21 protein-coding genes are annotated in these 26,231 nt (G+C 72.4%); 14 read left to right on the top strand and 7 right to left on the bottom strand.

All coding sequences use genetic code 11. The features are described 5' to 3' along the window. Positions 1–187: 187 nt before the first annotated feature. Positions 188–3,490: a S8 family serine peptidase gene (locus DN051_RS25230; RefSeq protein WP_112439562.1), complete on the top strand. Its 3,303-nt coding sequence runs from the start codon at positions 188–190 to the stop codon at positions 3,488–3,490. 51 nt (positions 3,491–3,541) lie between these two features. Here DN051_RS25230 and DN051_RS25225 read toward each other — a convergent pair whose 3' ends face one another. Both DN051_RS25225 and DN051_RS25220 read right to left on the bottom strand, forming a co-directional pair. Then, the gene (locus DN051_RS25225; protein ID WP_112439561.1) at positions 3,542–4,411 is read right to left on the bottom strand and encodes a hypothetical protein; all 870 of its coding nucleotides are present in this window, start codon (positions 4,409–4,411) and stop codon (positions 3,542–3,544) included. Between the two features lies 1 nt (position 4,412). Further along, positions 4,413–4,970, bottom strand: coding sequence for an RNA polymerase sigma factor (locus tag DN051_RS25220; RefSeq protein ID WP_425471674.1), 558 nt, complete (start codon positions 4,968–4,970; stop codon positions 4,413–4,415). 401 nt (positions 4,971–5,371) lie between these two features. On the opposite strand from DN051_RS25220, the gene DN051_RS25215 reads away from it, so the two are divergent. Next, a complete protein-coding gene (locus DN051_RS25215) occupies positions 5,372–6,388 on the top strand; it encodes an aspartate-semialdehyde dehydrogenase (RefSeq protein ID WP_112439559.1) in 1,017 nt (338 codons plus the stop codon). A 22-nt stretch (positions 6,389–6,410) separates the two neighbouring features. Here the strand turns inward: DN051_RS25215 and DN051_RS25210 are convergent, their stop codons facing one another. Then, complete coding sequence (locus DN051_RS25210; protein WP_112442429.1) at positions 6,411–6,890, bottom strand: DUF1203 domain-containing protein; 480 nt, start codon at positions 6,888–6,890, stop codon at positions 6,411–6,413. A 112-nt stretch (positions 6,891–7,002) separates the two neighbouring features. Between DN051_RS25210 and pepN the strand changes: the two genes are divergently transcribed. Further along, the gene (gene pepN / locus DN051_RS25205) at positions 7,003–9,576 is read left to right on the top strand and encodes an aminopeptidase N (protein WP_053763145.1); all 2,574 of its coding nucleotides are present in this window, start codon (positions 7,003–7,005) and stop codon (positions 9,574–9,576) included. Positions 9,577–9,780: 204 nt separating this feature from the next. On the opposite strand, the gene DN051_RS25200 is transcribed toward pepN, so the two are convergent. From DN051_RS25200 to DN051_RS25190, 3 genes are all read right to left on the bottom strand, one after another. Then, positions 9,781–10,044, bottom strand: a complete 264-nt coding sequence (locus DN051_RS25200) for a hypothetical protein (RefSeq protein WP_053763144.1) — start codon at positions 10,042–10,044, stop codon at positions 9,781–9,783. Positions 10,045–10,115: 71 nt separating this feature from the next. Beyond that, positions 10,116–12,203, bottom strand: coding sequence for a 4-alpha-glucanotransferase (gene malQ / locus DN051_RS25195; RefSeq protein ID WP_053763143.1), 2,088 nt, complete (start codon positions 12,201–12,203; stop codon positions 10,116–10,118). Next, on the bottom strand, positions 12,204–12,461 hold the full coding sequence (locus tag DN051_RS25190; RefSeq protein ID WP_107094117.1) for a hypothetical protein: 258 nt from the start codon (positions 12,459–12,461) through the stop codon (positions 12,204–12,206). 306 nt (positions 12,462–12,767) lie between these two features. Between DN051_RS25190 and DN051_RS25185 the strand changes: the two genes are divergently transcribed. Genes DN051_RS25185 through DN051_RS25175 form a run of 3 tightly spaced genes read left to right on the top strand, consistent with a single transcriptional unit; the run spans position 12,768 to position 15,333 of the window. After that, the gene (locus DN051_RS25185) at positions 12,768–13,301 is read left to right on the top strand and encodes a PadR family transcriptional regulator (RefSeq protein WP_053763142.1); all 534 of its coding nucleotides are present in this window, start codon (positions 12,768–12,770) and stop codon (positions 13,299–13,301) included. Further along, positions 13,298–13,984 (top strand): ABC transporter ATP-binding protein, encoded by a 687-nt coding sequence (locus DN051_RS25180; protein WP_112439558.1) that lies wholly within the window; start codon positions 13,298–13,300, stop codon positions 13,982–13,984. The genes DN051_RS25185 and DN051_RS25180 overlap by 4 nt, the downstream gene beginning before the upstream one ends. Then, the gene (locus tag DN051_RS25175) at positions 13,981–15,333 is read left to right on the top strand and encodes an FtsX-like permease family protein (protein ID WP_112439557.1); all 1,353 of its coding nucleotides are present in this window, start codon (positions 13,981–13,983) and stop codon (positions 15,331–15,333) included. Before DN051_RS25180 ends, DN051_RS25175 begins: the two co-directional genes overlap by 4 nt. Before the next feature lie 221 nt (positions 15,334–15,554). On the opposite strand, the gene DN051_RS25170 is transcribed toward DN051_RS25175, so the two are convergent. Then, positions 15,555–16,091, bottom strand: a complete 537-nt coding sequence (locus DN051_RS25170) for an HNH endonuclease (protein WP_053763139.1) — start codon at positions 16,089–16,091, stop codon at positions 15,555–15,557. A 359-nt stretch (positions 16,092–16,450) separates the two neighbouring features. Between DN051_RS25170 and DN051_RS25165 the strand changes: the two genes are divergently transcribed. From DN051_RS25165 to DN051_RS25130, 8 genes are all read left to right on the top strand, one after another. Then, positions 16,451–17,542 (top strand): mechanosensitive ion channel family protein, encoded by a 1,092-nt coding sequence (locus tag DN051_RS25165; RefSeq protein WP_053763172.1) that lies wholly within the window; start codon positions 16,451–16,453, stop codon positions 17,540–17,542. A gap of 190 nt (positions 17,543–17,732) precedes the next feature. Beyond that, entirely contained in the window at positions 17,733–18,944 is a 1,212-nt protein-coding gene (locus DN051_RS25160; protein WP_053763138.1) for an ROK family transcriptional regulator, read from the top strand. Positions 18,945–19,081: 137 nt separating this feature from the next. Continuing rightward, entirely contained in the window at positions 19,082–20,419 is a 1,338-nt protein-coding gene (locus DN051_RS25155; RefSeq protein ID WP_112439556.1) for an ABC transporter substrate-binding protein, read from the top strand. Positions 20,420–20,429: 10 nt separating this feature from the next. Continuing rightward, positions 20,430–21,374, top strand: a complete 945-nt coding sequence (locus DN051_RS25150; protein WP_053763136.1) for a carbohydrate ABC transporter permease — start codon at positions 20,430–20,432, stop codon at positions 21,372–21,374. Beyond that, a complete protein-coding gene (locus tag DN051_RS25145) occupies positions 21,371–22,252 on the top strand; it encodes a carbohydrate ABC transporter permease (protein ID WP_053763135.1) in 882 nt (293 codons plus the stop codon). The genes DN051_RS25150 and DN051_RS25145 overlap by 4 nt, the downstream gene beginning before the upstream one ends. Positions 22,253–22,260: 8 nt before the next feature. Next, a complete protein-coding gene (locus tag DN051_RS25140) occupies positions 22,261–23,529 on the top strand; it encodes a 6-phospho-beta-glucosidase (protein ID WP_112439555.1) in 1,269 nt (422 codons plus the stop codon). Further along, positions 23,520–24,491, top strand: a complete 972-nt coding sequence (locus tag DN051_RS25135; RefSeq protein WP_053763133.1) for an N-acetylglucosamine kinase — start codon at positions 23,520–23,522, stop codon at positions 24,489–24,491. Before DN051_RS25140 ends, DN051_RS25135 begins: the two co-directional genes overlap by 10 nt. 223 nt (positions 24,492–24,714) lie before the next feature. Continuing rightward, complete coding sequence (locus tag DN051_RS25130; protein ID WP_053763132.1) at positions 24,715–26,223, top strand: hypothetical protein; 1,509 nt, start codon at positions 24,715–24,717, stop codon at positions 26,221–26,223. The last annotated feature ends 8 nt before the right edge of the window (positions 26,224–26,231 follow it).

The following is a 26,231-nucleotide window of genomic DNA, read 5'->3' as shown; positions in this document are numbered from 1 at the left end:
AAATGCCGACCGGCACCCGAAAAGTTCTGCTCACCCCATGTGTCCCCGATGGCAATCGCGGGTTTTCCCCATTCATCCATCGCGATGCGGTCAAGACTTCCCAAACATCCGCCACTTGCGTAAGGCTGAGCGGTCGTCCGGGACCGGATTCCGGACTGTCTCGTTCCTTCACCGACAAGGGATGCCGATGACCCTCAGCCCACAGAGCGAACCGATATCGGGCGCGAGACGGGTGGCCCGCACAGCCGTGGCCGCCGGTCTTGTGGCCGCGCTCTCCGCGGTCGGGCCGATACCCGCGGCCTTCGCCGCGGAGCAGGCCCCGGCTGCGGCCGATCCGGTCGTGAAGTCCGCCCACGACAAACTCGGTTCCGCCGACGCCGAACTGCTCGCCGAGGCGAAGGCCGACGGCGCCAAGACCGTCACCATGATGGTGGCGACCGCGCCGGGCCGTACCGAGCAGGTCGCCGAGCAGCTCGCCTCGGTCGACGGCGGCATGGTGGGCCGCACGTACGACAAGCTGGGCTACGTCCGCGCGACCGTCCCGACCGGCAAGGCGGACGCGGCCATCGCCGCCGCCGTGAAGCTGTCCTCCGTGCACGGCATCGACCTGCGCGAGGAGATACCCCTCGACGACCCGACGCCGGGCGCGGACCGGGCGAAGGGCGCGAAGTCCGCCGCCACCGGCAGCTACCCGGCCCCCGGCCGCAAGACCCCGGCGAAGAACCCGTACAACCCGTCCTTCGAGACCGGTGCCGTCGACTTCGTCGAGGACAACCCGAAGGCGGACGGCCGCGGCATCACCATCGGCATCCTCGACTCGGGCGTCGACCTCGGCCACCCGGCGCTGCAGAAGACCACGACCGGCGAGCGCAAGATCGTCGACTGGGTGACGGCCACCGACCCGGTCGAGGACGGCGACGGCACGTGGCGGCGGATGCTCACCTCGGTCAGCGGCCCGACGTTCTCCGTCACCACGTCCCTGGGCACCGAGACGTTCAAGGCGCCGCAGGGCACCTACAAGTTCAACTACTTCTCCGAGTCCGCCACCACCGGCGGCGACATGGCCGGTGACCTCAACCGCGACGGCGACACCACCGACGTGTGGGGCGTGCTGTACGACGCGGCCTCGGGCACCGCGCGTGTCGACCTGGACGACGACCTCGACTTCACCGACGAGACCGCGATGAAGCCGTACAAGAACGGCTTCCAGATCGGCTACTTCGGCACCGACAACCCGGCCACCGACGTCGTCGAGCGCATCCCGTTCGTCGTGGAGATCCGCAAGGACGTCGTCTACAACGCCGCGGGCGCGAAGGCCGACTACGTCAGCATCGGCGTCATCGAGGGCTCCCACGGCACCCACGTCGCCGGCATCACCGCCGCGAACAGCCTGTTCGGCGGCAAGATGAACGGTGCCGCGCCCGGGGCCAAGCTGGTCTCCTCGCGCGCCTGCACCTGGTCCGGCGGCTGCACCAACGTGGCGCTCACCGAGGGCATGATCGACCTCGTCGTCAACCGCGGCGTCGACATCGTCAACATGTCGATCGGCGGTCTGCCGGCCCTGAACGACGGCGACAACGCGCGCGCCGAGCTGTACACCCGCCTGATCGACGAGTACGGCGTCCAGCTGGTGATCTCCGCCGGCAACTCCGGTCCCGGCGCCAACACCATCGGCGACCCGTCCCTGGCGGACAAGGTGATCTCGGTCGGCGCGACCATCTCCAACGAGACCTGGGCCGCCAACTACGGCTCCAGGGTGGAGAAGCGGTACGCGATGATGCCGTTCTCCTCGCGCGGCCCGCGGGAGGACGGCGGCTTCACGCCGACGCTGTCCGCGCCCGGCGCCGCGATCAACACCACGCAGACCTGGTCCGCCGGCGGCCCGGTCGCCGAGGCCGGCTACACCCTGCCGCCCGGCTACTCGATGCTCCAGGGCACCTCGATGGCCTCCCCGCAGGCGGCCGGCGCCTCGGCGCTGCTGCTGTCCGCCGCGAAGCAGCGCGGCATCGACCTCACCCCGGCCACCCTGCGCACGGCGCTCTCCTCGACCGCCGACCACATCAAGGGCGTTCAGGCCTATGAAGAGGGCGCGGGCCTGATCGACATCGAGGACGCCTGGGACGCGATCCGCGACGGCGCGACCGCCCACGACTACACGGTCGAGGCGCCGGTCGACACCGCGATCGACCAGTTCCTGAAGACCCCGGGCTCCGGCACCGGTCTGTACGACCGTGAGGGCGGCCTGAAGGCCGGCCAGAAGAAGACGTACGACGTCACGATCACCCGTACGTCCGGCGCCGCCTCGGCGGTCCGGCACGAGCTGGACTTCGAGAACAACGCCGGTGACACCTTCCGGATCCTCGGCTCCGACGAGGTGCGGCTGCCGCTGAACCGGCCGGTCACCGTCAAGGTCCAGGCCGCGCCGAAGTCGGCCGGTCTCAAGAGCGCGATCCTGGAGGTCGACGACCCGCGTACCGAGGGTGTCGACAAGCAGATCCTCAGCACGGTCGTCGTCTCGGCGCCGCTGAAGTTCACCCACTCCGTGTCGGGCTCGGTGCAGCGCAACAGCAGCACCTCCTACTTCGTGACCGTGCCCGAGGGCGCCAAGTCCCTGGAGGTGGCGATCGGCGGTCTGAAGGACAAGAGCCAGACCCGGTTCATCGCCCTGCACCCGTACGGCGTCCCGGTCGACAACACCTCCACGCCGTTCTGCTACAACAACTACCTCGACGGCAACGGCTGCCGCCCCGACGTGCGCTCGTACGCCGACCCGCAGCCCGGCGTCTGGGAGATCGAGGTCGAGTCGCGCCGTACGTCGCCGCTGCTCGACAACCCGTACAAGGTGGACTTCGCCGTCCTCGGCTCGCCCTTCGCCCCGGAGACCGTGACCGTGCCCGAGGTCAAGGTCGGCACCCCGGCCGCCGTCTCCTGGAAGACGACCAACCGGTACGCCGCGCTCGACGGCAAGGTGGTCGGCGGTCCGCTCGGCTCGTCGAAGAAGACCCGGCCGACCATCGCGCAGAACGACGTCCAGACCACCACGGTCGAGGTGCCCGCGGGCACCACGTCGCTCGACGTCGCGATCGGCAACGTCTCGGACACGGCCGCCGACCTCGACCTGTACGTGTACGACGCGTCGGGCACCGAGGTGGGCTCCGCCGCCGACGGCGACTCGGAGGAGTCCGTCTCCGTCGCCTCCCCCGCCGCCGGTACGTACACGATCGAGGTCGTCGGTTACTCGACCCCGGCCGGTTCCACGGCTTACGACTACCTGGACGCGTTCTACTCGTCCGTGCTCGGCAGTGTGAGCATCGAGGGCTCGCCCTCGGTGAAGCTCGGCACGGGTGACTCGGCCACGGTCTCCGCCAGTGTCACCGCCGCCGCGGCGGCACCCGAGGGACGCGAGTTCTTCGGGCAGGTCCAGCTGCTCAACGCGCGCGGGACGGTCGCGGGCGTGGGCAACGTGAAGATCGGGAAGGTCACGCCGTAACCGGTGAGGACCGAAGGGGGGCGGGCGTCCGTACGGGCGCCCGCCCCTTCCTCATTCGCAGGCCAGGCCCTCCGCCGCGGGCAGGGCGCGGTCCAGTGCCTGCCGCTGGGGCAGGATGTCGCGCTCGCCGATGACCCAGAAGTCCGGGGACCCGGCCCCGCGGCGGATCGCGACCAGGACCTGGTCCCCCTCGGCGAGACCGGCGGTCGTCCGGATCAGGAACGTGACCTCGTCCTCGCTCCCGGCGGGCTTGTAGGAGCGGGTCACGTCCAGGGTGATCCGCTCCTCGCGTCCGCCGGGGCCCGGCCGGACGTCCGTCACCTCGCCCTCGGCGACCAGACGGGCGCAGGCGAGGTAGGCCGGGGCACCCAGCGGGCCGACGGACTTGGCGTCGGACCGGCCGCCGCCCCCGGCCGAGGACGCCGCGTCGGCGGAGGAACCCGCGTCGCCGCCACCGCCCTGCGCCAGCAGCCAGCCCAGGCCCACCACCATCGCACCGGCCGCCGCCACACCGACGGCACCGAGGGCCAGGGCGAGGGGCCGGCGTCCGCGCCGGAGCGGGCGCACGGGGACGGGGGCCGGGAGGGGCGTCCCGGCCGGTTCACGTTCGGCCGGTCCGGTCCGTTCAGCCCGTTCGGCCGGTCCGGTCCGCTCAGCCCGTTCGGCCGGTCCGGTCCGCTCAGCCCGCTTCGCCCGTTCGGCCGGTTCGGTCCGCTCGGCCGGTTCAGCCGGTTCGGCCAGCGCCCGTCCGATGATCCCGAGCTGTTCCCGCAGCAGCGCCACGTCCGCCGCCGCGGCCCCGTGCTCGGCCATGAAGGCGGCGTCGGCGCGGGCCTCGTCGGGCAGTGGTTCGCCGGTGATCGCGGCCAGCAGCGCGTCCGGAACGCCGGGTCCGCCGCGGGTGTCGTTCTCGGCGGTCACGTCACACCACCTCGTCCTCGTGCAGGCGGGCGCGCAGGGCCCGTACCGCCGTGTGCAGCCTGCTCTTGACCGTGCCTTCGGGGATGCCCAGCTCCTCGGCGATCCCGCGCACGGGCAGATCGGCGAAGAAGCGCAGCACAAGGACCTGGCGCTGAGCGTCGGGCAGTTCGTCCAGGCCCCGGGCGACGGCCAGCGACAGCACGCTGGTCTCCTCGCCGGAGGGATGCTCCAGCTGGCGCAGGGCGGCCAGCCGCTCGCCGAGCCGCTCCTGGCGGCGCTTGGCCCGGTGCCAGTCCATGGCCAGGTTCGAGGCGACCACCGCCGCCCACGCGGACACGTCCCGCGGCGCCTCGCGTCCGCTCGCCGCCCGCTCCAGCAGCCGCAGGCGGACCTGCTGTACCCCGTCCGGCAGGTCCGCCTGCGGTACCCCGCCGAGCGCGAGCACCGCGCGCACCCGGCGCTCCTGTGCCGCGTCAAGCGGGTCGTCCAGCGGGTCGTCCAGTCCCCCGTCACCCGGGTGTTCTCGGCCGCGGCGGGCCTTTCTGCGCAGCACAGTCACCCCTCCCCTCGCCGCGTTACCCCTATGACGCCGGTGCGGGCCGAAACGTTCGCCTCTTTTTCCGGGGTGCCGGAGGCGGGGAGTCGTACGTCACATCAGCGCCCTGGGCCGGGCCCCGACCAGGTACGGGCCCGGCCCGCCGGTGCCGCGGGAACTGGACGAACGCAGGCACCGGCGCACCGCCTCAGCACGGCTTGCGGTCCGCGGCGCTCTCCGGGCGGATATCTCCGGAACCGGCGTCCGCGGCGCCGGCCGCCGGGTCCCGCGGCCGGGTCACGGAATCGTTCCAGCACTCGGGCAAAGGATTGGACACACGGGCCGGGGTGAGACGCATGATGGAAAAGCGCCGGCCGTCCAGGCGGGCGCACAGCACGTCACGCAGATCAGGTGAGGGAGTCGCCGTGAGGGTCGGAATCGTCGGAGCCACCGGTCAGGTCGGCACGGTCATGCGCAGGATCCTCGCCGAGCGGAACTTCCCGCTGGACGAGCTGCGCCTGTTCGCCTCGGCCCGCTCCGCGGGGACGGTCCTGGACGGCGTGACGGTCGAGGACGCGTCGACGGCCGACTTCACGGGTCTCGACATCGTCCTGTTCTCCGCCGGCGGCGCCACCTCCAAGGCGCTGGCCGAGAAGGTGGCCGCGCAGGGCCCCGTCGTGATCGACAACTCGTCCGCCTGGCGCAAGGACCCGGACGTGCCCCTGGTGGTGTCCGAGGTGAACCCGCACGCCGTCGCGAGCCGCCCCAAGGGCATCATCGCCAACCCGAACTGCACGACGATGGCCGCGATGCCGGTGCTGAGGCCGCTGCACGAGGAGGCCGGGCTCGAGGCCCTGGTCGTCGCCACCTACCAGGCCGTGTCCGGCTCCGGTCTCGCCGGTGTCGACGAGCTGTTCGAGCAGGTCGAGAAGGTCGGAGAGGACGCGCCCAAGCTGACCCACGACGGTGCGGCCGCCGAGTTCCCGGCGCCGAACAAGTACGTCGCGCCGATCGCGTACAACGTGCTGCCGATGGCCGGCTCGATCGTCGACGACGGCCTGAACGAGACCGACGAGGAGCAGAAGCTCCGCCACGAGTCCCGCAAGATCCTGGAGATCCCGGGGCTGAAGGTCTCCGGCACCTGCGTCCGGGTCCCGGTGTTCACCGGCCACTCGCTCCAGATCAACGCCCGTTTCGCCCGTCCGATCAGCGTCGAGCGGGCCAAGGAGCTGCTGGCCGGCGCCCCGGGTGTCGCCCTCACCGAGGTCCCCACGCCGCTGCTGGCCGCCGGCCAGGACCCGTCCTACGTCGGCCGCATCCGCAGCGACGAGACGGTGGACAACGGCCTCGCCCTGTTCGTCTCCAACGACAACCTGCGCAAGGGCGCGGCCCTGAACGCGGTGCAGATCGCGGAGCTGGTGGCGGCGGAGCTCACCGCCTGAGGCGGCGCCTGAGCGCCGGTCCTCAGCCCCTGCGCACCTCGTAGAGGAAACAGCCGTGCTCGACGGCCCGGACGTGGACGAAGGCCACCTCCGGGTCGTCGAACGCGTTCCGGAAGGCCCCCTCGAACTCCTCGGGCGACCCCGTCACGAGCCGGCCGCCCAGGATGCGGCCCTCGGCCGAGTACCGGCGGACCGTGCGGTGGCTGTTGCTGAACGGCAGCCCCTCCCCGGTCGGCACCGGGCAGTCGTCCGCGTGGATGAAGACCGGCCCCACCTCGTCGTACGCCCCCGGATCCGCTCCCGTCGCGGCCGCCCACCGCCGCAGCGGCGCGTACGCGACCAGGGCGATCCGCTCGCCCGGCGCGCTGCGCCGCAGACAGCACCGCAGGGGCGCGCCGCCCTCGTCGTCCGTCCTCGGAACCGTCCCGCGTCCCGCGTCGTCGGCGGTGCGCAACTCCGTCAGGACCTGTGCGGGGACCGGGTGCGCGATGTACGTCGTCATGCGCCCGGACTGCCGCCCGTCCGCCCCGCCCACCGGCGGGTTCTGGACATCGCGTTCCGTGCAGGTCCCGTGGAAGGATGGCGCAACCCACACATAACGAGGAGATGACCGCGTGCCTGGCACAAACCTGACTCGCGAAGAGGCGCAGCAGCGGGCAACGCTGCTCACCGTTGACTCGTACGAGATCGATCTCGACCTCTCCGGCGCGCAGGAGGGCGGCACCTACCGGTCCGCCACCACGGTGCGCTTCGACGTCGCGGAGACCGGCGCGGAGTCCTTCATCGACCTGGTGGCCCCGACCGTCCACGAGGTCACCCTGAACGGCGACACGCTCGACCCCGACGCGGTCTTCAAGGACTCCCGGATCGCGCTGCCCGGCCTGCTGGAGGGACGCAACGTCCTGCGCGTGGTCGCCGACTGCGCCTACACCAACACCGGCGAGGGACTGCACCGGTTCGTCGACCCCGTCGACGAACAGGCGTACCTGTACACCCAGTTCGAGGTGCCGGACGCCCGCCGGGTCTTCGCGTCCTTCGAGCAGCCGGACCTGAAGGCGACCTTCCAGTTCACCGTCCGGGCGCCGGAGGGCTGGACCGTCATCTCCAACTCGCCGACCCCGGAGGCCCAGGACAACGTCTGGGTCTTCGAGCCGACGCCGCGGATCTCGACGTACATCACCGCGCTGATCGTCGGCCCGTACCACTCCGTGCACAGCGTGTACGAGAAGGACGGCCAGAGCGTGCCGCTCGGCATCTACTGCCGTCCCTCGCTCGCCGAGTACCTCGACTCGGACGCCATCTTCGAGGTCACGCGGCAGGGCTTCGAGTGGTTCCAGCAGAAGTTCGACTACGCCTACCCGTTCGAGAAGTACGACCAGCTGTTCGTACCGGAGTTCAACGCGGGCGCGATGGAGAACGCGGGCGCGGTGACCATCCGCGACCAGTACGTCTTCCGCTCGAAGGTGACGGACGCGGCGTACGAGATGCGCGCCGAGACCATCCTGCACGAGCTGGCCCACATGTGGTTCGGCGACCTGGTCACCATGGAGTGGTGGAACGACCTGTGGCTGAACGAGTCGTTCGCCACCTACACGTCGATCGCCTGCCAGGCGTACGCGCCCGGGTCGCGCTGGCCGCACGCGTGGACCACGTTCGCCAACTCCATGAAGACCTGGGCCTACCGGCAGGACCAGCTGCCGTCCACCCACCCGATCATGGCCGAGATCCGCGACCTGGACGACGTCCTGGTCAACTTCGACGGCATCACCTACGCCAAGGGCGCCTCGGTCCTGAAGCAGCTGGTCGCCTACGTCGGCATGGACGAGTTCTTCCGCGGCGTGCAGGCCTACTTCAAGCGCCACGCGTACGGCAACACGCGTCTGGCCGACCTGCTGGGCGCGCTGGAGGAGACCTCCGGCCGCGACCTGAGCACCTGGTCGAAGAAGTGGCTGGAGACCGCCGGCATCAACATCCTGCGCCCGGAGATCGAGACGGACGCCGACGGGGTGATCACGTCCTTCGCGATCCGCCAGGAGGCGCCCGCCCTGCCCGCCGGTGCCAAGGGCGAGCCCACGCTCCGCCCGCACCGCATCGCGGTCGGCCTGTACGACGTCGACGCGGCCACCGGCAAGCTGGTGCGGGCCGACCACGACGGGCGGATCGAGCTGGACGTCGACGGTGAGCTGACCGCCGTGGCGCAGCTGGTCGGCCGCCGGCGCCCGGCGGTGGTCCTGCTCAACGACGACGACCTGTCGTACGCCAAGGTCCGCCTGGACGAGCAGTCGCTGGCGTTCGTCACCGAGCACCTGGGCGACTTCGCCTCGTCGCTGCCGCGCGCGCTGTGCTGGGCGTCGGCGTGGGACATGACGCGCGACGCCGAGCTGCCCACCCGCGACTACCTCTCCCTGGTGCTGTCCGGCATCGCCAAGGAGTCCGACATCGGTGTGGTGCAGTCGCTCCAGCGGCAGGTGAAGCTGGCGCTGGACCTGTACGCCGCCCCGGCCGCCCGCGAGGCGCTGCTGACCCGCTGGACCGACGCCACGCTCGCGCACCTGCGGTCCGCCGAGGCGGGCAGCGACCACCAGCTGGCCTGGGCGCGGGCGTTCGCGGCGACCGCGCGCACCCCCGAGCAGCTGGACCTGCTGGAGGCGCTGCTGGACGGCTCGCAGACCGTCGAGGGCCTGGTCGTCGACACGGAGCTGCGGTGGGCGCTCGTGCAGCGGCTCGCGGCCGTCGGCCGCTTCGACGAGGCGGAGATCGCCGCCGAGTACGAGCGGGACCGGACGGCGGCCGGTGAGCGGCACGCCGCGACCGCCCGCGCCGCCCGGCCCACCTCGGAGGCGAAGGCGGAGGCCTGGGCGTCGGTGGTGGACTCCGACAAGCTGCCGAACGCCGTGCAGGAGGCGGTCATCGCCGGTTTCGTCCAGACGGACCAGCGTGAGCTGCTCGCCGAGTACACCGACAAGTACTTCGAGTCGGTCAAGGGCGTGTGGGACTCCCGCTCGCACGAGATGGCGCAGCAGATCGCGATCGGCCTGTACCCGGCGATCCAGGTGTCGGAGGAGACCCTCCGCAAGACCGACGCCTGGTTCTCCTCCGCCGAGCCGAACGCGGCCCTGCGCCGCCTCGTCTCGGAGTCCCGCTCGGGCATCGAACGCGCTCTGAAGGCGCAGGCGGCGGACGCCTGACGCACCACGGCGCGGGCGGCCCCTCCCTCGGGGGGCCGCCCGCGCCACGTGCCGCCGTTCGGACCGGGGCCACCGGCCCCCGTGTCCCCCGCTCCGTCCCCGAGAACACGCCAGGGCGCCGGCCTCGCCCACGGACGGCCTCGACGGCTCGTGCGTACGGCGGGGACGGCGCCCTCGGTGAAACGTGCGGTTGTCCGGCTGCGGTCAGGCCCTGGCGCCGGCCTTGGCCTTCACCTTCGGCTCGCGGTCGGACGACCGGTCCAGGACCATCACCAGACCGGCGATGATCGCGAAGATCCCGATCGGGGCAATGACGAACAGGCCCAGCGTCTCGATGACGCTCAGGCCCGTGCCGGGGTCGTCACCGTCGTCGCGGGTGAGCGCGAGCGCGGGGGACGACATGAGCAGCATCATCAGCGTCGTACCGGCAGCCAGGGCGCCGGCGCGCAGGGCGTTCTTCTTGTCCACGGTGCCAAAGTATCTAACGCCCGTGACGGGCGCGCGTCCGGGGTGCCGTACGGGGCCCGCCCGGTGGCCGCTCACCGGGTCCGGCCCTCGCGCAGCACCTCCATCAGCGCCCGCAGCCGCGCCGAGTCCGCCAGTTCCTCCAGCGGCACCGCCCGGCCCGTCGCGTCGGCGATCGGCAGCCGCCAGTTCGGGTACTGGTCCCAGGTCCCGGGCAGGTTCTGCGGGCGCCGGTCGCCGACGGCGTCCGGCAGCCACACGCCGATCATCCGGGCCGGGGTGCGCAGCAGGAAGCGGTGGACGGCCTGGACCTCCGCCTCCTCCTGCGACGTGCCGGGGCCGCCGCCCGTGCCGCGCAGCAGGCCGAGGCGGGTGAGCAGGGCCAGCCACTCCCCGGTGTCCGCCGCCGCCTCGGCCCGCTCCTGGCCGACGTCCCGGGTCGACAGGCCCAGGCGGTCGCGCAGTTCGACGTGTTCGCCGGTGAGGCGGGCCGCGGTGGGCGGCAGGTCGTGGGTGGTGGCGGTGGCCAGGCAGTCGGCGCGCCACCGCTCGGGGGGCAGGGGCCGGCCGTCGCCGTCCCAGTCGCGCTCGAACCACAGCACCGAGGTGCCGAGCACCCCGCGCTCGCGCAGTTGCTCCCGTACGCCGGGCTCGACGGTCCCCAGGTCCTCGCCGATGACGACGGCGCCGGCGCGGGCGGCCTCCAGCACCAGTACGGCGAGCATGGCCTCGGCGTCGTGGCGGACGTACGCGCCCTCGGTGGGCGGCAGGCCGCGCGGCACCCACCACAGCCGGAACAGGCCCATCACATGGTCGATGCGCAGCGCGCCGGCGTAGCGGAACAGTCCGCGCAGCAGGCCGCGGAAGGGCGCGTAGCCCGATTCGGCGAGGCGGTCCGGGCGCCACGGCGGCAGACCCCAGTCCTGGCCGCGGGCGTTGAAGGCGTCGGGCGGGGCGCCCACGGACATCCCGGCGGCGAAGTACCGCTGCTGCGCCCAGGCGTCGGCGCCGCCGGGGTGCACGCCGACCGCCAGGTCGTGCACGATCCCGAGCGGCATGCCCGCCTCGCGGGCGGTGCGCTGGGCGGCGGCCAGTTGGGAGTCGGTGAGCCAGGCGAGGCGCGAGTGGAAGTCGATCCGGTCCGTCAACTCGTCGCGGGCGCGTGCGGTCTGCGGGGAGCGGGGGTCGCGCAGGCCGGCGGGCCACCGCTGCCAGTCCGGGCCGTGCGCCTCGGCCAGGGCGCACCAGGTGGCGTGGTCCTCCAGGTCCCGGCCCTGTTCGGCGAGGTAGTCGCGGTAGGCGGCGCGTCTGCCGGGCCCGAGGGGCACCTCGTGGACGAGTTCCAGTGCCCGGCGTTTCAGGTCCCACACCGCGTCCCGGTCGATGAGCGCGCCCTTGTCGAGGACCGCTTCGCGCAGCCGCGCCGCCTGTTCGGCCAGGGCCCGCACGCGGGCGCGGTCCTGGACGTACGCGAACTCGGGGACGTCCTCGACGCGCAGGTGGACGGGGTCGGGGAAGCGGCGGGAGGAGGGGCGGTAGGGAGAGGGGTCGGTGGGGGCGCCGGGCACACCCGCGTGCAGGGGGTTGACCTGGACGAATCCGGCGCCCAGCGAGCGGCCGGCCCAGGCGGCGAGTTCGGTCAGGTCGCCGGCGTCGCCCATGCCCCAGGAGCGGTGGGACAGCAGGGAGTAGAGCTGGACGAGGAGTCCGTACGAGCGGCCGGCGGGCGCGGGCAGCCGGGGCGGCGCGGCGACGAGGTGGGCCTGCGCGGTGCGGCCGTCGGGGGCGGTGGCGGTCAGGCGGTGCACGCCCGGCGGGAGTTGTCCGGCGGTGGAGCGGGTCTCACCCTGCTCGGTCTCGATCCGCAGCCGGGTGCCGGCGGGCAGCCCGGCGAGGGCGCGCGGCGTGGTGCCGTCCCAGGACACCACGGTGGGCGGCAGTAACCGCTCGCTCAGCGCGCGGCGCCGGTCGGCGAGCGCGGCGCGGGTGGCCTCCGGGTTGCCGGCGTCGACGCCGAGCGCGGCCAGGGTGCGGGTGAGCGCGGTGGCCGAGGCGGTCACCGCGCGGTCGGGCGAGGGGTGGTAGGAGGCGGCGACACCGTGCAGTTCGGCGAGCCGGCGCAGATCCTCGCCGGGGGGTTCCGCGGGGCGGGGTGCGGTCATCTACGGCCTCGTGGAGTCGGCGTCCGGGGCGGCGAGCGGCGGCTCGCTGGTGAGGGGTTCGGCGTCGGGCAGCGGGGGCTCGCTGGTCAGCGGGGCCTGGGCGCACGCTCCCTCGGCGCTGAACACGCACAGGTGGAGTTCGTCGGAGTGGGCGGACGGGGCCGCCGGGCGTTTGGAGTGCTCGGACAGTTCGGGCCAGGGCGAGGGATCGGCCTGATCGGACAGGGCGGTCAGCAGAAGGTGTGCGGATGCGGCCACGGTGGCCTCCTTGTCGGCGGGGCGGGCCGGGGTCGAGCGGCCCGGGGTTCACCGCAGCCCTACCCAGCGAACACGGCGGCAGACGTGGGTGCGACGTACATCGCCCGTCTCGTCACATTCCACGCCCGTGCACTCACACCCAGTTTCCATCAATCGGGACATAACGGCCCCACGCCCGGCCGGATGTGCCGATGAGGCCCGCACGGCCCCGGGCCGAGCCGCGGCGGCGCGGCGTCCGGAATCTCCGCGCCACTTTTTCACCGCAGACTATTCACTCAGTACATGTACTCAGTACATACTGACTCCATGAGCACCCGTCACATCCTGCTCGGCCTGCTCGCCGCGGGTCCCAGCCATGGATACGACCTCAAGCGACGCCACGACGAACGCTTCCCGCAAGCCCGGCCCCTCGCCTACGGGCAGGTGTACACGACCTTGCAGCGCCTGGTCCGCGACGGTCTCGCGGAGATCGACGGCACCGACTCGGACGGCGGCCCGGAACGCACCGTGTACCGCTCCACGGCCGAGGGCCGGGGCGAACTGGCGCACTGGGCCGGGGAGATCACCCCGCCCGCGCCGTTCGTGACGAACGAGATCTTCGCCAAGGTCGTCGTGTCGATCCTGTCCGGCGGCGACGCCGCCGCCTACCTGAGCACCCAGCGCGACGCCCACATGGAGCGCATGCGGCAGCTCACCGCGGTCAAGACCGGCCGGGGCGCCGATCTGACGACCGTGCTCTCGGCGGACTACGCCCTCAACCACCTCGACGCCGACCTCCGTTGGATGAACACCACGGCGGCCCGGCTCACCACCCTGACCGCGGAGGTCGACTCAGCATGAGCAAACCAGTGCCGCTGCTCGCGGCCCGTGACCTCACCAAGGCGCACGGCAGGACCGAGGCCCTGCGCGGGGCCTCGGTCGAACTGCGGGCCGGTGAGATCCTCGCCGTCACCGGGGCCAGCGGCAGCGGGAAGTCGACGCTGCTGCACTGCCTGGCCGGCATCGTCCGGCCGGACGCGGGCTCGGTGACCTACGGCGAGGAACGCCTCGACACCCTCCCCGAGCCGCGGCTGAGCGAGCTCAGGCGCACCGACTTCGGGGTGGTGTTCCAGTTCGGGCAGCTGATCCCCGAGCTGACGGCCCTCGACAACGCGGCGCTGCCGCTGATGCTGGGCGGCGCCGGCCGGAAGGACGCGCAGCAGCGGGCCGGCGAGTGGCTGGAGCGGTTCGGGGTGCGCGGTCAGGGCGATCTGCGGCCGGGCGAGCTGAGCGGCGGACAGGCGCAGCGCGTGGCGCTGGCCCGGGCCCTGGCCACCGGGCCGAAGGTGGTCTTCGCGGACGAGCCGACCGGCGCGCTGGACTCGCTGGCGAGCGAGCAGGTGATGACGGCCCTGGTGCACACGGCCCGCGAGACCGGCACGTCGGTGCTGCTGATCACGCACGACGCCCAGGTCGCGGCGTACGCGGACCGCGAGGTGCGGCTGACCGACGGGACCCTCGCCCCCTCGGAGGTGTCGGCATGAGCGCCGACCTCCGGCTGGCCTGGCTGCTGGTCCGCGGTTCCGGGCGCGGGGAGTGGTGGCGGATCACGCTCACGGCGCTCGGTGCCGCCGTCGCGACCGGCCTCGCGCTGGCCGCCGTCACCCTCGCCTCCCTGCGCGGGCAGTACGGCATCCCCTTCGCCCACGGCCTGCTGAACCAGCCCGGCCAGCGCGCGGGCGTGATCGTGGCGCTGCTGCTCCTGCTGATCCCGGTGTTCGGGTTCCTCGGCCAGTGCGCCCGGATCGGCGCGGTCCACCGCGACCGGCGGCTGGCGGCGCTGCGGCTGGCGGGTGCCACCCCGTGGCAGGTACGGCGGATCGCGGCGGCCGAGACGGGTCCGGCCTGTCTGGTGGGCTCGGCGCTCGCCACGCTCTCCTCGGTGCTGTGGCTGCTGGTGGCGTGGGGGCGGCCGACGGCGCTGGCCGTGGCCGGGATCGCGGTGGTGGCTCTCGCGGTACCGGCGGTCGGGGCCCTGGTGAGCGTGCTGGCGCTGCGCCGGGTGGTCGCCTCTCCGCTCGGCCGTGTGCGCCGGATCCGGCCGCGGTCCCGTCCGGGAGTGCTGCTGCTGTCGACGGCCCTGGCGGTCGTGGCGGTGGCCGTCGCGTCGTGGCTGCTGCTGTCGGACCAGCAGCCGCAGCGCGGGGCCCGCGTGTCGGTGCCCCTGCTGATGTTCGTCGTGCTGATCGTCACGGGGACGTGCGCGCTGTGGCTGGTGGGTGCCACGGCCCGGGTCACCGGCCGGCTGCTGGCCGCCCGCACCGACCGACCGGCGCTGCTGATCGCGGCGGAACGGCTGCGCGACGACCCGTGGGCGGCCGCCCGTACACACGCGGCCCTCCTGCTGGTGACCATGGTCGGCACCGCGTTCGTGGGCATCCGGCGGGCGCTGCTGGAGATCCTGCGCTCGGACCGGCACCGCCACCTGGACGAGGAGGGCCTCGCCTTCTACACCACCGGCATCGACCTGACCGCCGCCGCCATCGGGGTCGCCCTCGTGATCGCGCTCTCGGCCCTGGCGGTCGGCACCGCCGAGTCCCTGGCCACCCGCCGCCTCGCCCTGGCCGCGCAGGCCGCCGCCGGAGTGCCGCGGCCGGTGCTCGGCCGCGCGCTGCTGCTGGAGTCCGCGTTGCCGCTGGCACCCGCGATCCTGCTGGCCGGCGCCGGGGGCATGGCGATCGGCACGTGGTACGCGGGGGTCGCCGGCACGTCAGTGCCGTGGCCGGCGCTGCTGGTGCCGGTGGCGGTGTACGCCGTGTGCCTTCTGGCGGCGGCCACCGCGCTGCCGCTGCTGGGGCGGTCCGTCCGGCCGGGTGAGCTGCGGTACGCCTAGGACCTGCCGCTTCGACCTGCCGTTCCGGCCCGACCGACCCCTGCGACCTGCCGTTCCGGCCGTCGGCGGGCACGGCAGGGCTCCCGCGCGCACCTCGTGCCGAGGTCCTGCGGCGGGCAGGGCCCCGGACAGGCCGGGGCCTGCCCGCGGGACCGGGGTGGACGGGGGTCTCCCCGGACCCGCGGGCCGGCAGGTCCGAGGACATGCGAAAGCCCGGACCGTCAGGCTGAAATGCCGTCGATCCGGGCCAAGGCGTCGTCGGCGCCGTACGGCTGCAAGTACGGCAACCAGCGTGGGTCCCTGTGGCCGGTCCCGATGATGCGCCAGGCCAGGCCGGTGGGTGGGGCGGGTTTGTGGCGCAGCCGCCAGCCGATCTCACCGAGGTGACGGTCGGCCTTGACGTGGTTGCAGCGGCGGCAGGACGCCACCACGTTGTCCCAGACGTGCTTGCCCCCGCGGCTGCGCGGGATGACGTGGTCGACGCTGGTTGCGACGCCACCGCAGTACATGCACCGGCCCCCGTCGCGCGCGAAAAGCGCCCGGCGGGTCAGAGGAACGGGCCCCCGATAGGGAACCCGGACGAATCGCTTGAGCCGGACCACGCTGGGTGCGGGGACTGTGACGGTTGCGCTGTGCAGATAGGCGCCGGACTCCTCGAGGCATACGGCCTTGTTCTCGAGGACGAGGACGAGCGCGCGGCGGAGCGGTACGACGCCGAGCGGCTCGTACGACGCGTTGAGGACCAGGACATGCGGCACGGATGCCTCCTTGTACGCCGGCGGCGCGTGGCTCGCGCCGGGACGATCTGCAGTCAGTCTCCCCTCATGCCTGGTGAATGCGCCACCATGTCCCGGTAACGGGCTGGGAGTGTTTTCGACCACATGCGATTCCTCCCCAGGATCACACCCACTTCATTCCCCCGTCTCCCGCCAGGGCTCGCCCCACCTGCGATTCGTCCGCTGCGTTCCGCCCCAGGGGGGTGCCGCCCGCATCCTGGGCTTCGCAACGAACCGCACACGATGCCCCGATAGTGTGGTGAATCCGCCCGCCCGGTGACCTTCCCGTGACCTTGACCGCCCGCACCGGGGGCGGACCGCTGCACCTGGAGGTACCCATCGTGTCGCCCTTGTCCGTCCTGCCGGCCGCCGATCCGTCGCCGTCGCCGTCCCCCTCGGGGACGGCTCCGTCGGTTCCCTCGCTCCAGGACGCCCAGGAGAGCGCGACGAACGCGGCGAGCTGGATCGAACAGAACTGGTCGACATGGCTCGCGATCGGCCTCAGGGTGCTGCTGATCCTGGTGATCGCGGCCGTACTGAGAGTGGCGGTCCGGCGGGCGATCACCAAGCTGATAGAGCGCATGAACCGCACCGCGCAGGCGGTCGACGGCACGGCGATCGGCGGCCTGCTGGTGAACGTGGAGCGCCGCCGCCAGCGCTCGCAGGCGATCGGCTCCGTACTGCGCTCCGTGGCGAGCTTCCTGATCATGGGCACCGCGGGCCTGATGATCCTGTCGACCTTCCAGATCGACCTGGCGCCCCTGCTGGCGTCCGCGGGTGTCGCCGGTGTCGCGATCGGCTTCGGAGCCCGCAACCTCGTCACGGACTTCCTGTCCGGCGTGTTCATGATCCTCGAGGACCAGTACGGCGTCGGCGACTCGATCGACGCGGGTGTCGCGTCCGGCGAGGTCATCGAGGTGGGCCTGCGGGTGACCAAGCTGCGCGGCGACAACGGCGAGATCTGGTACGTCCGCAACGGCGAGGTCAAGCGCGTCGGCAACCTCTCCCAGGGCTGGGCCACGGCGGGCGTCGACGTCACGGTGCGCCCCTCGGAGGACCTGGACCACGTCAAGGCCGTGCTCGGCGAGGTCGGCGACGCCCTGAGCAAGGAGGACCCCTGGAACGAGATGCTGTGGGGGCCCGTGGAGATCCTGGGCCTGGACAGCGTCCTGCTCGACTCGATGGTCGTCCGCGTCTCCGCCAAGACCATGCCGGGCAAGGCCCTCACCATCGAGCGGGAACTGCGCTGGCGCATCAAGCGCGCCTTCGACCGCGAGGGCATCCGCATCGTGGGCGGCCTGCCCCTCCAGCACGAGGCCGGACCGGACGCCGACCCGACGGCGGCGATGGCGGCCCCGTCGGTGTACGCGAACACGACCTCCCCGCAGTCGGCCGCGGCCTCACCGCTCAGTCCACCGAGCACGACGAAGTAGACCGCGCACCACGAACGCCCCCGCGGGTAACGACTCCGTCGCCCCGGGGGCGTTCGCTCTTGACGCTCCGTTCGCGGCGGGCTTACGTTTCCGCCAACGCCGGATAGGAAACTTTCCTAACAGTGATCGGACGGACCGGACCGTCCGCTCACTGCCGAGCCGAGCGCCCGAAAGGCAGGTGTCGACCCCCATGGCAGGAACCGCCGGTACGCCGGGCACCCCCCGCGTCCTGCGCGCCATGAACGACCGCGCCGCCCTCGATCTGCTCCTGGAGCACGGCCCGCTGTCCCGCACCCGGATCGGCAAACTGACCGGCCTGTCCAAGCCGACCGCCTCGCAGTTGCTGGCCCGGCTGGAGGCCGCCGGGCTGGTGCTGGTGACCGGCACCAGCGAGGGCCGGCCGGGACCCGGCGCCCAGCTGTACGCGGTGAACCCGGCCGCGGCGTACGCCGCCGGGGTCGACGTCACCCCGGAACGGGTCCTCGCCGCCGTCGCCGACGTCACCGGCCGCACGGTCGGCGCCCATGAGGTCCGAACCCCCGGCCGGCGCGCCGCCCGGCCGGTCGTCCAGCAGGTCACCGACGCCCTGGACGGCGCGGTGAAGGCGGCCGGGCTCGCCCGGGACGACGTCCGCCGCCTCGTGATCGGCACCCCGGGCGCCTTCGACCCCAACACGGGCCGGCTGCGCTACGCCTCGCACCTGCCGGGCTGGCACTCCCCCACTCTCCTCGACGAGCTCGCCGCGGCGCTGCCGATGCCGGTCGAGTACGAGAACGACGTCAACCTCGTCGCCGTGGCCGAGCAGCGGCTCGGCGCCGCCCGCGGCCACGGCGACTTCGTACTGCTGTGGAACGAGGGCGGCCTCGGCGCCGCCCTGGTGCTGGGCGGCCGGCTGCACCGCGGCTGGACCGGCGGCGCGGGCGAGGTCGGCTTCCTGCCGGTGCCGGGCACTCCCCTGGTCCGCCAGGTCACCAAGGCCAACAGCGGCGGCTACCAGGAACTCGCCGGCTCCCAGGCGATCCCCCGGCTCGCCCGCGAACTCGGCGTCCCCGACATCCCCGCGGGCCCGTACACCGAGGCCGCCGCCACGCTGCTGGCCCGTGCCGCGCGGACCGACGACGAACCGCACCGCCGTCTGCTGCGCACCTACGCCACGCACCTCGCCACCGGTCTCGCCTCCCTCGTCTCCGTCCTCGACCCCGAACTGGTCGTCCTCAGCGGCACCTCCCTCACCTCCGGCGGTGAGGCGCTGCGCCTGCTCGTCCAGGCCGAGCTGGCGGAACTTGCCGCGGCCCGGCCGCGGCTGGTCGTCGGCGACGTACACGAACAGCCCGTTCTGCGCGGCGCGTTGGAGAGCGCGCTGGCCACCGCACGCGACGAGGTCTTCGACACCTCGCGCTGACCGGCCGTCCGCCACACCGACCCCGCCCTCCGGTCCCGCCCGTCCCTTCCCTTCCCCTCTCCCCTCTCCGTCCCCCTTCCCTTTTCCGGTTCCCTTTCCCTTTCCCTTTCCCTTTCCCTTCCCTGGGAGGCTTCGCCATGCCCGGAACGTCCCGAAAGACTGCCGTCGCGCTCGCCACCTCCGCCTCCATCGCCCTTCTCGCCACGGCCTGCACCGGCCAGTCCGGCTCCGCCGCCGACGACGATCCCTCGAAGCAGACCACCCTCACCTTCTGGCACGCCTGGAGCGCACCCGGCGAGGTCGAGGCGGTGAAGGAACTGATCGCCGGATTCCGGAAGAAGCACCCCAACATCGATGTGAAGGCCGTCGGCAACATGACCGACGACAAGATCAACCAGGCGCTGCGCGCGGGCGGCTCCAACTCCCCCGACGTGATCTCCTCGTTCACCACGAACAACGTCGGGAAGTTCTGCTCGTCCGGCGCGCTCGTCGACCTGGACCCGTTCTTCGAGAAGTCCGGCGTCGACCCGGAGAAGACCTTCCCGAAGGCGATGAACGAGTACACCCGGTTCGAGGGGAACCGCTGCTCGGTACCGCTGCTGGGCGACGCCTACGGCCTCTACTACAACAAGACGGCGTTCGAGCGTGCCGGTGTGCAGAGCCCGCCGAAGACCTGGTCGGAGTTCGAGTCGGTGGCGAAGAAGCTGACCGTCCCCCGGGGGAACTCCTACAAGCAGCTCGGGTTCATGCCGAACTACCACGGCTGGGAGACGACCACCGAGCACTACCTCGGCCAGTTCTCCCCGACGTACTTCGACGACAACGGAAAGTCCCAGGTCGCCGAGGACCCCGCGTTCGAGGCCGCGTTCACCCTCCAGAAGCGGCTCGTCGACGAACTCGGCGGCTACCGGAAGCTGGAGACCTACCGCGCCACGCTCGGCGACGAATGGGGCCCCGAGCACCCCTTCCACACCGGCCAGGTCGCCATGCAGCTCGACGGCGAGTGGCGGCTCGGCATGGCCCTGGAGACCGACCCCGGCTTCGAGATCGGCGTCGCCCCGCTGCCCGTCCCCGACGACCGGGCCGACGAGTACGGCAAGGGCTACATCACCGGCACCATCGCCGGGATCGCGGCCACCAGCCGCAAGCAGAACGCCGCCTGGGAACTCGTGAAGTACATGACCACGGACACGGACGCGGTGGTCGGCTTCTCCAACGCCATCCACAACGTGCCCTCCACCCTCGCGGCCCTGAAGTCCCCGAAGCTGAAGTACGACCCGCGCTTCAAGACGTTCCTGGACATCGCCGCGCACCCGGACTCCACGACCACCCCCGCCTCGGTCAACGGCGGTGTGTACCTCTCGACGATCCAGCAGTTCGGCTACGACTACGAGAGCGGCAAGGAGACCGATCTGAAGGCGGGGCTGGCGAAGACGGCCCGGCAGATCGACACGGACATCGCCCAGGCGAAGTGACGCCGCGTCGATGAGCACCGTCACCCTCGCGTCGAAGCGCCGCAGGTCGGCGCTTCGCACCCTCGCCTTCCTGTCCCCGTGGCTGATCGGCTTCTCGGTCTTCTTCGCCTATCCGCTGCTGTCGACCGTCTACTTCTCCTTCATGCGCTACGACGGGTTCCGGCCGCCGACCTGGAGCGGAACGCAGAACTGGACGTACGTCTTCCAGCACTACCCCCTGTTCTGGCCCGCGCTGCGCAACACCCTGTGGCTGGTCCTGGTCATGGTCGGCCTGCGGGTGGTCTTCGGCCTCGGCGTCGGCATCCTGATCACGAAGATCAGGACGGGCACGGGTGTCTTCCGCACCCTCTTCTACCTCCCCTACCTCGCCCCGCCGGTCGCCGCGACGATGGCGTTCGCCTTCCTCCTCAACCCCGGCACCGGCCCGGTCAACTCGATCCTGGAGAACGCGGGCGTGCCGGCCCCGGCCTGGTTCAACGACCCGGCCTGGTCGAAACCGGCCCTCACCCTGCTCGCGCTGTGGGGCATCGGCGACCTGATGGTCATCTTCATGGCCGCCCTGCTCGACGTGCCGAAGGAGCAGTACGAGGCCGCCGAACTGGACGGCACCTCGCCCTGGCAGCGCTTTCGGTACGTCACGCTGCCGAACATCTCGCCGATCGTGATGTTCGCGGTGGTCACGGGAGTGATCCAGGCGATGCAGTACTACACGCAGCCGCTGGTCGCCGGGAAGGTCGCCTCGGGCGTCATCCAGGGCGCGGGCACGCAGTTCGAACCCGGCTACCCGGAGAAGTCGACCCTCACCCTCCCCCAGCTCGTCTACAACCTCGGCTTCCAGCGCTTCGACTACGGCGCGGCCTGCGTGGTCGCCCTGGTGCTGTTCGCCCTGTCGATGGCGTTCACCGCACTGCTGATGCGGCGCCGCGGCGGCCTCGTCCAGGCAGGTGACCGATGACCCGGACACCCGTCGTACCGGCCGCCCCGGCGGTGAGCGGGCGCGCCGCCCGGCGCCGGGCCGCGCTCGAATGGATCGCGGTCCACTCGCTGGGCATCGCCGCCGCCCTGTTCTTCACGCTCCCCTTCGTGTTCGTCCTGCTGACCTCGCTGATGAGCGACAGCCAGGCCCTCAGCCGGGACCTGATACCCGACACGTGGGAGTGGGACAACTACCGCAGGGTCTTCGACACCCCGGGCTTCCCGACCTGGTGGCGCAACACCCTGCTGTACGCGGGGCTGGGCACCGTGCTGACCGTCGTGTCGTCGATCCCGGTGGCCTACGCGCTGGCCAAGTTCCGCTTCCGCGGCCGCAACCTGTCACTCATGCTGGTGATCTCGATGATGATGCTGCCGCCGCAGGTCGTCGTCATCCCGATGTACCTGTTCTGGGCGAAGCAGCTGGACCTGTCCGGCAGCCTGTGGCCGCTGCTGATACCGATGGCGTTCGGCGACGCGTTCTCCGTCTTCCTGCTGCGCCAGTTCCTGACCACCGTGCCCGACGAGTACCTGGACGCGGCCAGAGTGGACGGCTGCGGCGAACTGCGGACCCTGCTGAGGGTCGTCCTGCCGATGGCGAAACCGGGCATCGCGGCCGTGGCCCTGTTCCAGTTCTTCTACGCCTGGAACGACTACTTCGGACCGCAGATCTACGCCTCGGAGAACCCCGGCGCCTGGACCCTGTCCTACGGACTGGAGTCGTTCAAGGGCGCGCACCACACAGACTGGAACCTCACCATGGCGGCGACCGTACTCGTCATGGCACCCGTGATCCTCGTGTTCTTCTTCGCCCAGAAGGCGTTCGTCGAGGGCGTCACGCTCACCGGAGTGAAGGGCTGACACACCGTATGAAACTCACCGTCGTAGGCGGCGGCTCCACCTACACACCGGAGCTCGTCGACGGCTTCGCCCGCCTCAGGGACACCCTCCCCGTCGAGGAGCTGGTCCTCGTCGACCCGGCGACCGACCGGCTGGACCTGGTGGGCGGCCTGGCCCGCCGTATCTTCGCCCGCCAGGGGCACGACGGGAAGGTCGTCACCACCTCCGACCTGGACGCGGGCGTCGAGGGCGCCGACGCGGTCCTGCTCCAGCTCCGCGTGGGCGGCCAGGCGGCCCGCGAACAGGACGAGACCTGGCCCCTGGAGTGCGGCTGCATCGGCCAGGAGACGACCGGCGCCGGCGGCCTCGCCAAGGCGCTGCGCACCGTCCCGGTCGTCCTCGACATCGCCGAACGTGTCCGGCGCGCCAACCCCGACGCCTGGATCATCGACTTCACCAACCCGGTCGGCATCGTGACGCGCGCGCTGCTGGGCGCCGGGCACAAGGCGGTCGGGCTGTGCAACGTGGCGATCGGCTTCCAGCGGAAGTTCGCCGCGCTGCTGGACGTGGCGCCGGCCGACGTCCACCTGGACCACGTGGGACTCAACCACCTCACGTGGGAGACGGGCGTGCGTCTGGGCGGCCCCGACGGCGAGGACCTGCTGCCCGGTCTGCTCGCGGAGCACGGCGACGCCATCGCCGCGGACGTCCGCCTGCCCCGTCCGCTCCTGGACCGCCTGGGCGTCGTCCCCTCGTACTACCTGCGCTACTTCTACGCGCACGACGAGGTGGTGCGCGAACAGCGCACCAAGCCCTCCCGGGCCGCCGAAGTGGCCGCCATGGAACGGGAACTGCTGAGGATGTACGGCGATCCCGCGCTCGACGAGAAACCGGAACTGCTGGGCAAGCGGGGCGGCGCGTTCTACTCCGAGGCGGCGGTGGACCTGGCGGCGGCGCTGCTCAGCGGCACCGGGAGCCCGTACCAGGTGGTGAACACCCTCAACCGGGGCACGCTGCCCTTCCTGCCGGACGACGCGGTGATCGAGGTGCAGGCGGCCGTCGGCGCCGGGGGCGGCCCCGCACCCCTGCCGGTCGCCCCGGTCGACCCCCTGTACGCGGGCCTGATGGCCGCTGTGACCGCCTACGAGGATCTCGCCCTGGAGGCGGCCCTGCGCGGTGGCCGCGACCGCGTCCTACGGGCGCTGCTCGCCCATCCCCTCATCGGCCAGTACGAGTACGCCGACACCCTCACCGACCAGCTGATCGCACACAACCGGGAGCACCTCGCGTGGGCCTGACCGCAGCAGTCCTCGCCGTCGACGCCGGCAACAGCAAAACCGACGTCGCGGTCGTGGCCGCCGACGGGACCGTGCTCGCCGAGGCCCGCGGCGGGGGTTTCCGGCCGCCGTCGGTGGGCGTCGAGGCGGCGACGAACACCCTGGCGGAGGCCGTGTCCAGGGCCTTCGCGACCGCCGGGGTGACCGGCGTCGGGCATGTGGCGGCGTGTCTGGCCAACGCCGACTTCCCCGTGGAGGAGGAGCAGTTGACGGCCGCCGTGCGGGCACGCGCGTGGGGCACGACCGTCGAGGTGCGCAACGACACGTTCGCGATCCTGCGGGCCGGGGTGTCCGAACCGCGCGGGGTCGCCGTCGTGTGCGGGGCCGGCATCAACTGCGTCGGCATGCGCCCCGACGGGCGCACCGCCCGTTTCCCGGCCGTCGGGCGCATGTCGGGTGACTGGGGCGGCGGCTGGGGGCTGGCCGAGGAGGCCCTCTTCCACGCGGCGCGCGCGGAGGACGGCCGGGGCGGCCCCACCGAACTGGCGCGGACCTTGCCCGCGCACTTCGGCCTGGACTCCATGTACGCCCTCATCGAGGCCCTGCACCTGGAACACGTGCCGCCGCACCGGCGGCACGAACTGGCGCCGGTCCTGTTCGCCACGGCGGCCGCCGGCGACCCGGTCGCCCTGGCCGTCGTCGACCGCCTCGCCGACGAGGTGGTGACCATGGCGACGGTCGCCCTGTCCCGGCTGGACCTGCTGGCGGAGGAGACGCCGGTGCTGCTCGGCGGCAGTGTCCTCGCCGCGCGGCACGCCCGGCTCGACGACCGCATCCGGGAACTGCTGGCCACCCGGGCGCCCAAGGCCGTCGCCCGGGTGGTGACGGCCGGTCCGGTGCTGGGGGCGGCGCTGCTGGGACTGGACCGGATCGGCGCGGGGCCGCGGGTGCAGGCGCGCGTGCGGGCGCACTTCGAGAGGTGAGCGGTCCGCTCCGGTCGGGGGGCGGGCCGACCGGAGCCGAATCGGGGGGAACCGAACCGATTCCACCGGCGTATTCATGGGCAGGGGGTGGTGCGGGACGTCTCGCGTTGTTCCGGAGCGCGTGCCGCACCGCGAATCCGATCAAGATCGAGGCAAGGCCGGTGCGGATGTCGGCCCCGGCAGCGATACTTGCGGCGACGGGTGACCATGGGGGAGGTCAGGAGTGACACAACCGCCGAGGAACAGCACGGCACCACCGGGGCCGGAACCCGAACCGGGCCGCGGCCTGCCCACGATGCCGTCCGTCCCGCCGCAGCCCGGACAGCCCGCGCTGCTCGCGTCGCCCCCCACGCACGCCGGGCACTCCGCTACGGCCCCCGTGTCGCCCGGCCCCGCCGTCGCCCCGCCCCGCCGCACAGCGTTCGCGGAGGGCGTCGACCGGGTGCGCGCCGCGGCGACCACCGAGCCGGGCCGGCTGCGCATCATCGGCGCGGTACTGGCCCTGCTCGTCGTCTCCTTCGGCGCGGTGACCGCCTGGCAGGCCACCGAGCGGGCCTCCGCCGCCGACGACGTCCTGCACAACAGCCAGCCGCTCAGTTCGGCCGCGGCCGACATCTACCGGTCCCTGGCCGACGCCAACACCGCGGCCTCCAGCGGCTTCCTGGCCGGCGGCCAGGAGACGAAGGCGTCCCGCGACCGCTACGAGAAGGACATCCGCACCGCCGCCGCCAAACTCGTCACGGCCGCCAACAACTCCGAGCCGGGCTCACCGTCCGCCGAGACGATCGCCGAGCTGAACCGGCTGCTGCCGGAGTACAAGGGCCTGATCGAGCGCGCCCGCGCCAACAACCGCCAGGGCTATCCGCTCGGCGGCGCGTATCTGCGCTACGCCAACGACACGATGCAGACCGAGATGCTCCCGGCGGCCGAGGAGCTCTACACGTCGGAGAACGCGCGCCTGCGCGGCGACTACGCGAACGCGACGCCCTACCCGTGGGCGGCCATCGCCCTCGGCGTCGTCGTCCTCGCCGCCCTCGCCTGGGCCCAGCACCGCAACTACCGGCGCACGAACCGCCTGCTGAACCACGGCCTGGTCGCCGCCACGGCCGCCACCACCGTGGTGCTGCTCTGGCTCGTCGTCGGCCACGCGGTCGCCCGCGCCGGTCTCAACGACTCCTACGACCACGGCGTCCGCTCCCTGAACGTCCTGCACGACGCGCGTATCGCCTCCCTGAAAGCCCGGGGCAACGAGAACCTCACGCTGGTCAGCCGCGGCGCGGAGACGGTCGAGGTCGAGCCGGGCGAGTTCCAGGACAAGTTCGACGTCGCCTACGAGGAGTCCATGCGGGACCTGTCCGACGGCCTCACCCGGGCGCGCGGCCTCGCCGACGACCGCAGCGGCGAACAGCCGGTGCGGGCCGCGATGGGCAACATGGACGTATGGCAGGAGCGCCACCAGCAGGCCCGCGCCGCCGACGACGCGGGCGACTACCAGGCGGCGCTCGACAAGGTCATCGGCACCCGGAGCGACGAACCGACGGGCGAGTGCTTCGACAACGTCGACGCGAATCTCGACACCGCCCTCCAGCACGAACAGCGCGAGTTCCAGCAGGCCGCGCGTGACGGCCGGGGCGCGATGACCGGACTGCCCCTCGGTGCCGCCGTCCTCGCGGTGCTGGGCGCGGCCGGCGCGGTGCTCGGCATCGGCCGCAGGCTTTCGGAGTACCGGTGAAAGGGGGC

This window comes from Streptomyces cadmiisoli, from assembly GCF_003261055.1.
Classification (GTDB): Bacteria; Actinomycetota; Actinomycetes; order Streptomycetales; family Streptomycetaceae; genus Streptomyces; species Streptomyces cadmiisoli.
The sequence above is the reverse complement of the archived record's forward strand: the minus strand, read 5'-3'. Positions and strand labels throughout refer to the sequence as shown.

Bases quoted from the DNA above. Each gene is read 5' to 3' on its own strand.
- DN051_RS25230 (WP_112439562.1), top strand. From the start codon at position 188: ATGACCCTCAGCCCACAGAGCGAACCGATATCGGGCGCGAGACGGGTG.
- DN051_RS25210 (WP_112442429.1), bottom strand. From the start codon at position 6,890: ATGACGACGTACATCGCGCACCCGGTCCCCGCACAGGTCCTGACGGAG.
- malQ (WP_053763143.1), bottom strand. From the start codon at position 12,203: ATGACCGCACCCCGCCCCGCGGAACCCCCCGGCGAGGATCTGCGCCGG.
- DN051_RS25185 (WP_053763142.1), top strand. From the start codon at position 12,768: ATGAGCACCCGTCACATCCTGCTCGGCCTGCTCGCCGCGGGTCCCAGC.
- DN051_RS25180 (WP_112439558.1), top strand. From the start codon at position 13,298: ATGAGCAAACCAGTGCCGCTGCTCGCGGCCCGTGACCTCACCAAGGCG.
- DN051_RS25175 (WP_112439557.1), top strand. From the start codon at position 13,981: ATGAGCGCCGACCTCCGGCTGGCCTGGCTGCTGGTCCGCGGTTCCGGG.
- DN051_RS25160 (WP_053763138.1), top strand. From the start codon at position 17,733: ATGGCAGGAACCGCCGGTACGCCGGGCACCCCCCGCGTCCTGCGCGCC.
- DN051_RS25155 (WP_112439556.1), top strand. From the start codon at position 19,082: ATGCCCGGAACGTCCCGAAAGACTGCCGTCGCGCTCGCCACCTCCGCC.
- DN051_RS25150 (WP_053763136.1), top strand. From the start codon at position 20,430: ATGAGCACCGTCACCCTCGCGTCGAAGCGCCGCAGGTCGGCGCTTCGC.
- DN051_RS25145 (WP_053763135.1), top strand. From the start codon at position 21,371: ATGACCCGGACACCCGTCGTACCGGCCGCCCCGGCGGTGAGCGGGCGC.
- DN051_RS25140 (WP_112439555.1), top strand. From the start codon at position 22,261: ATGAAACTCACCGTCGTAGGCGGCGGCTCCACCTACACACCGGAGCTC.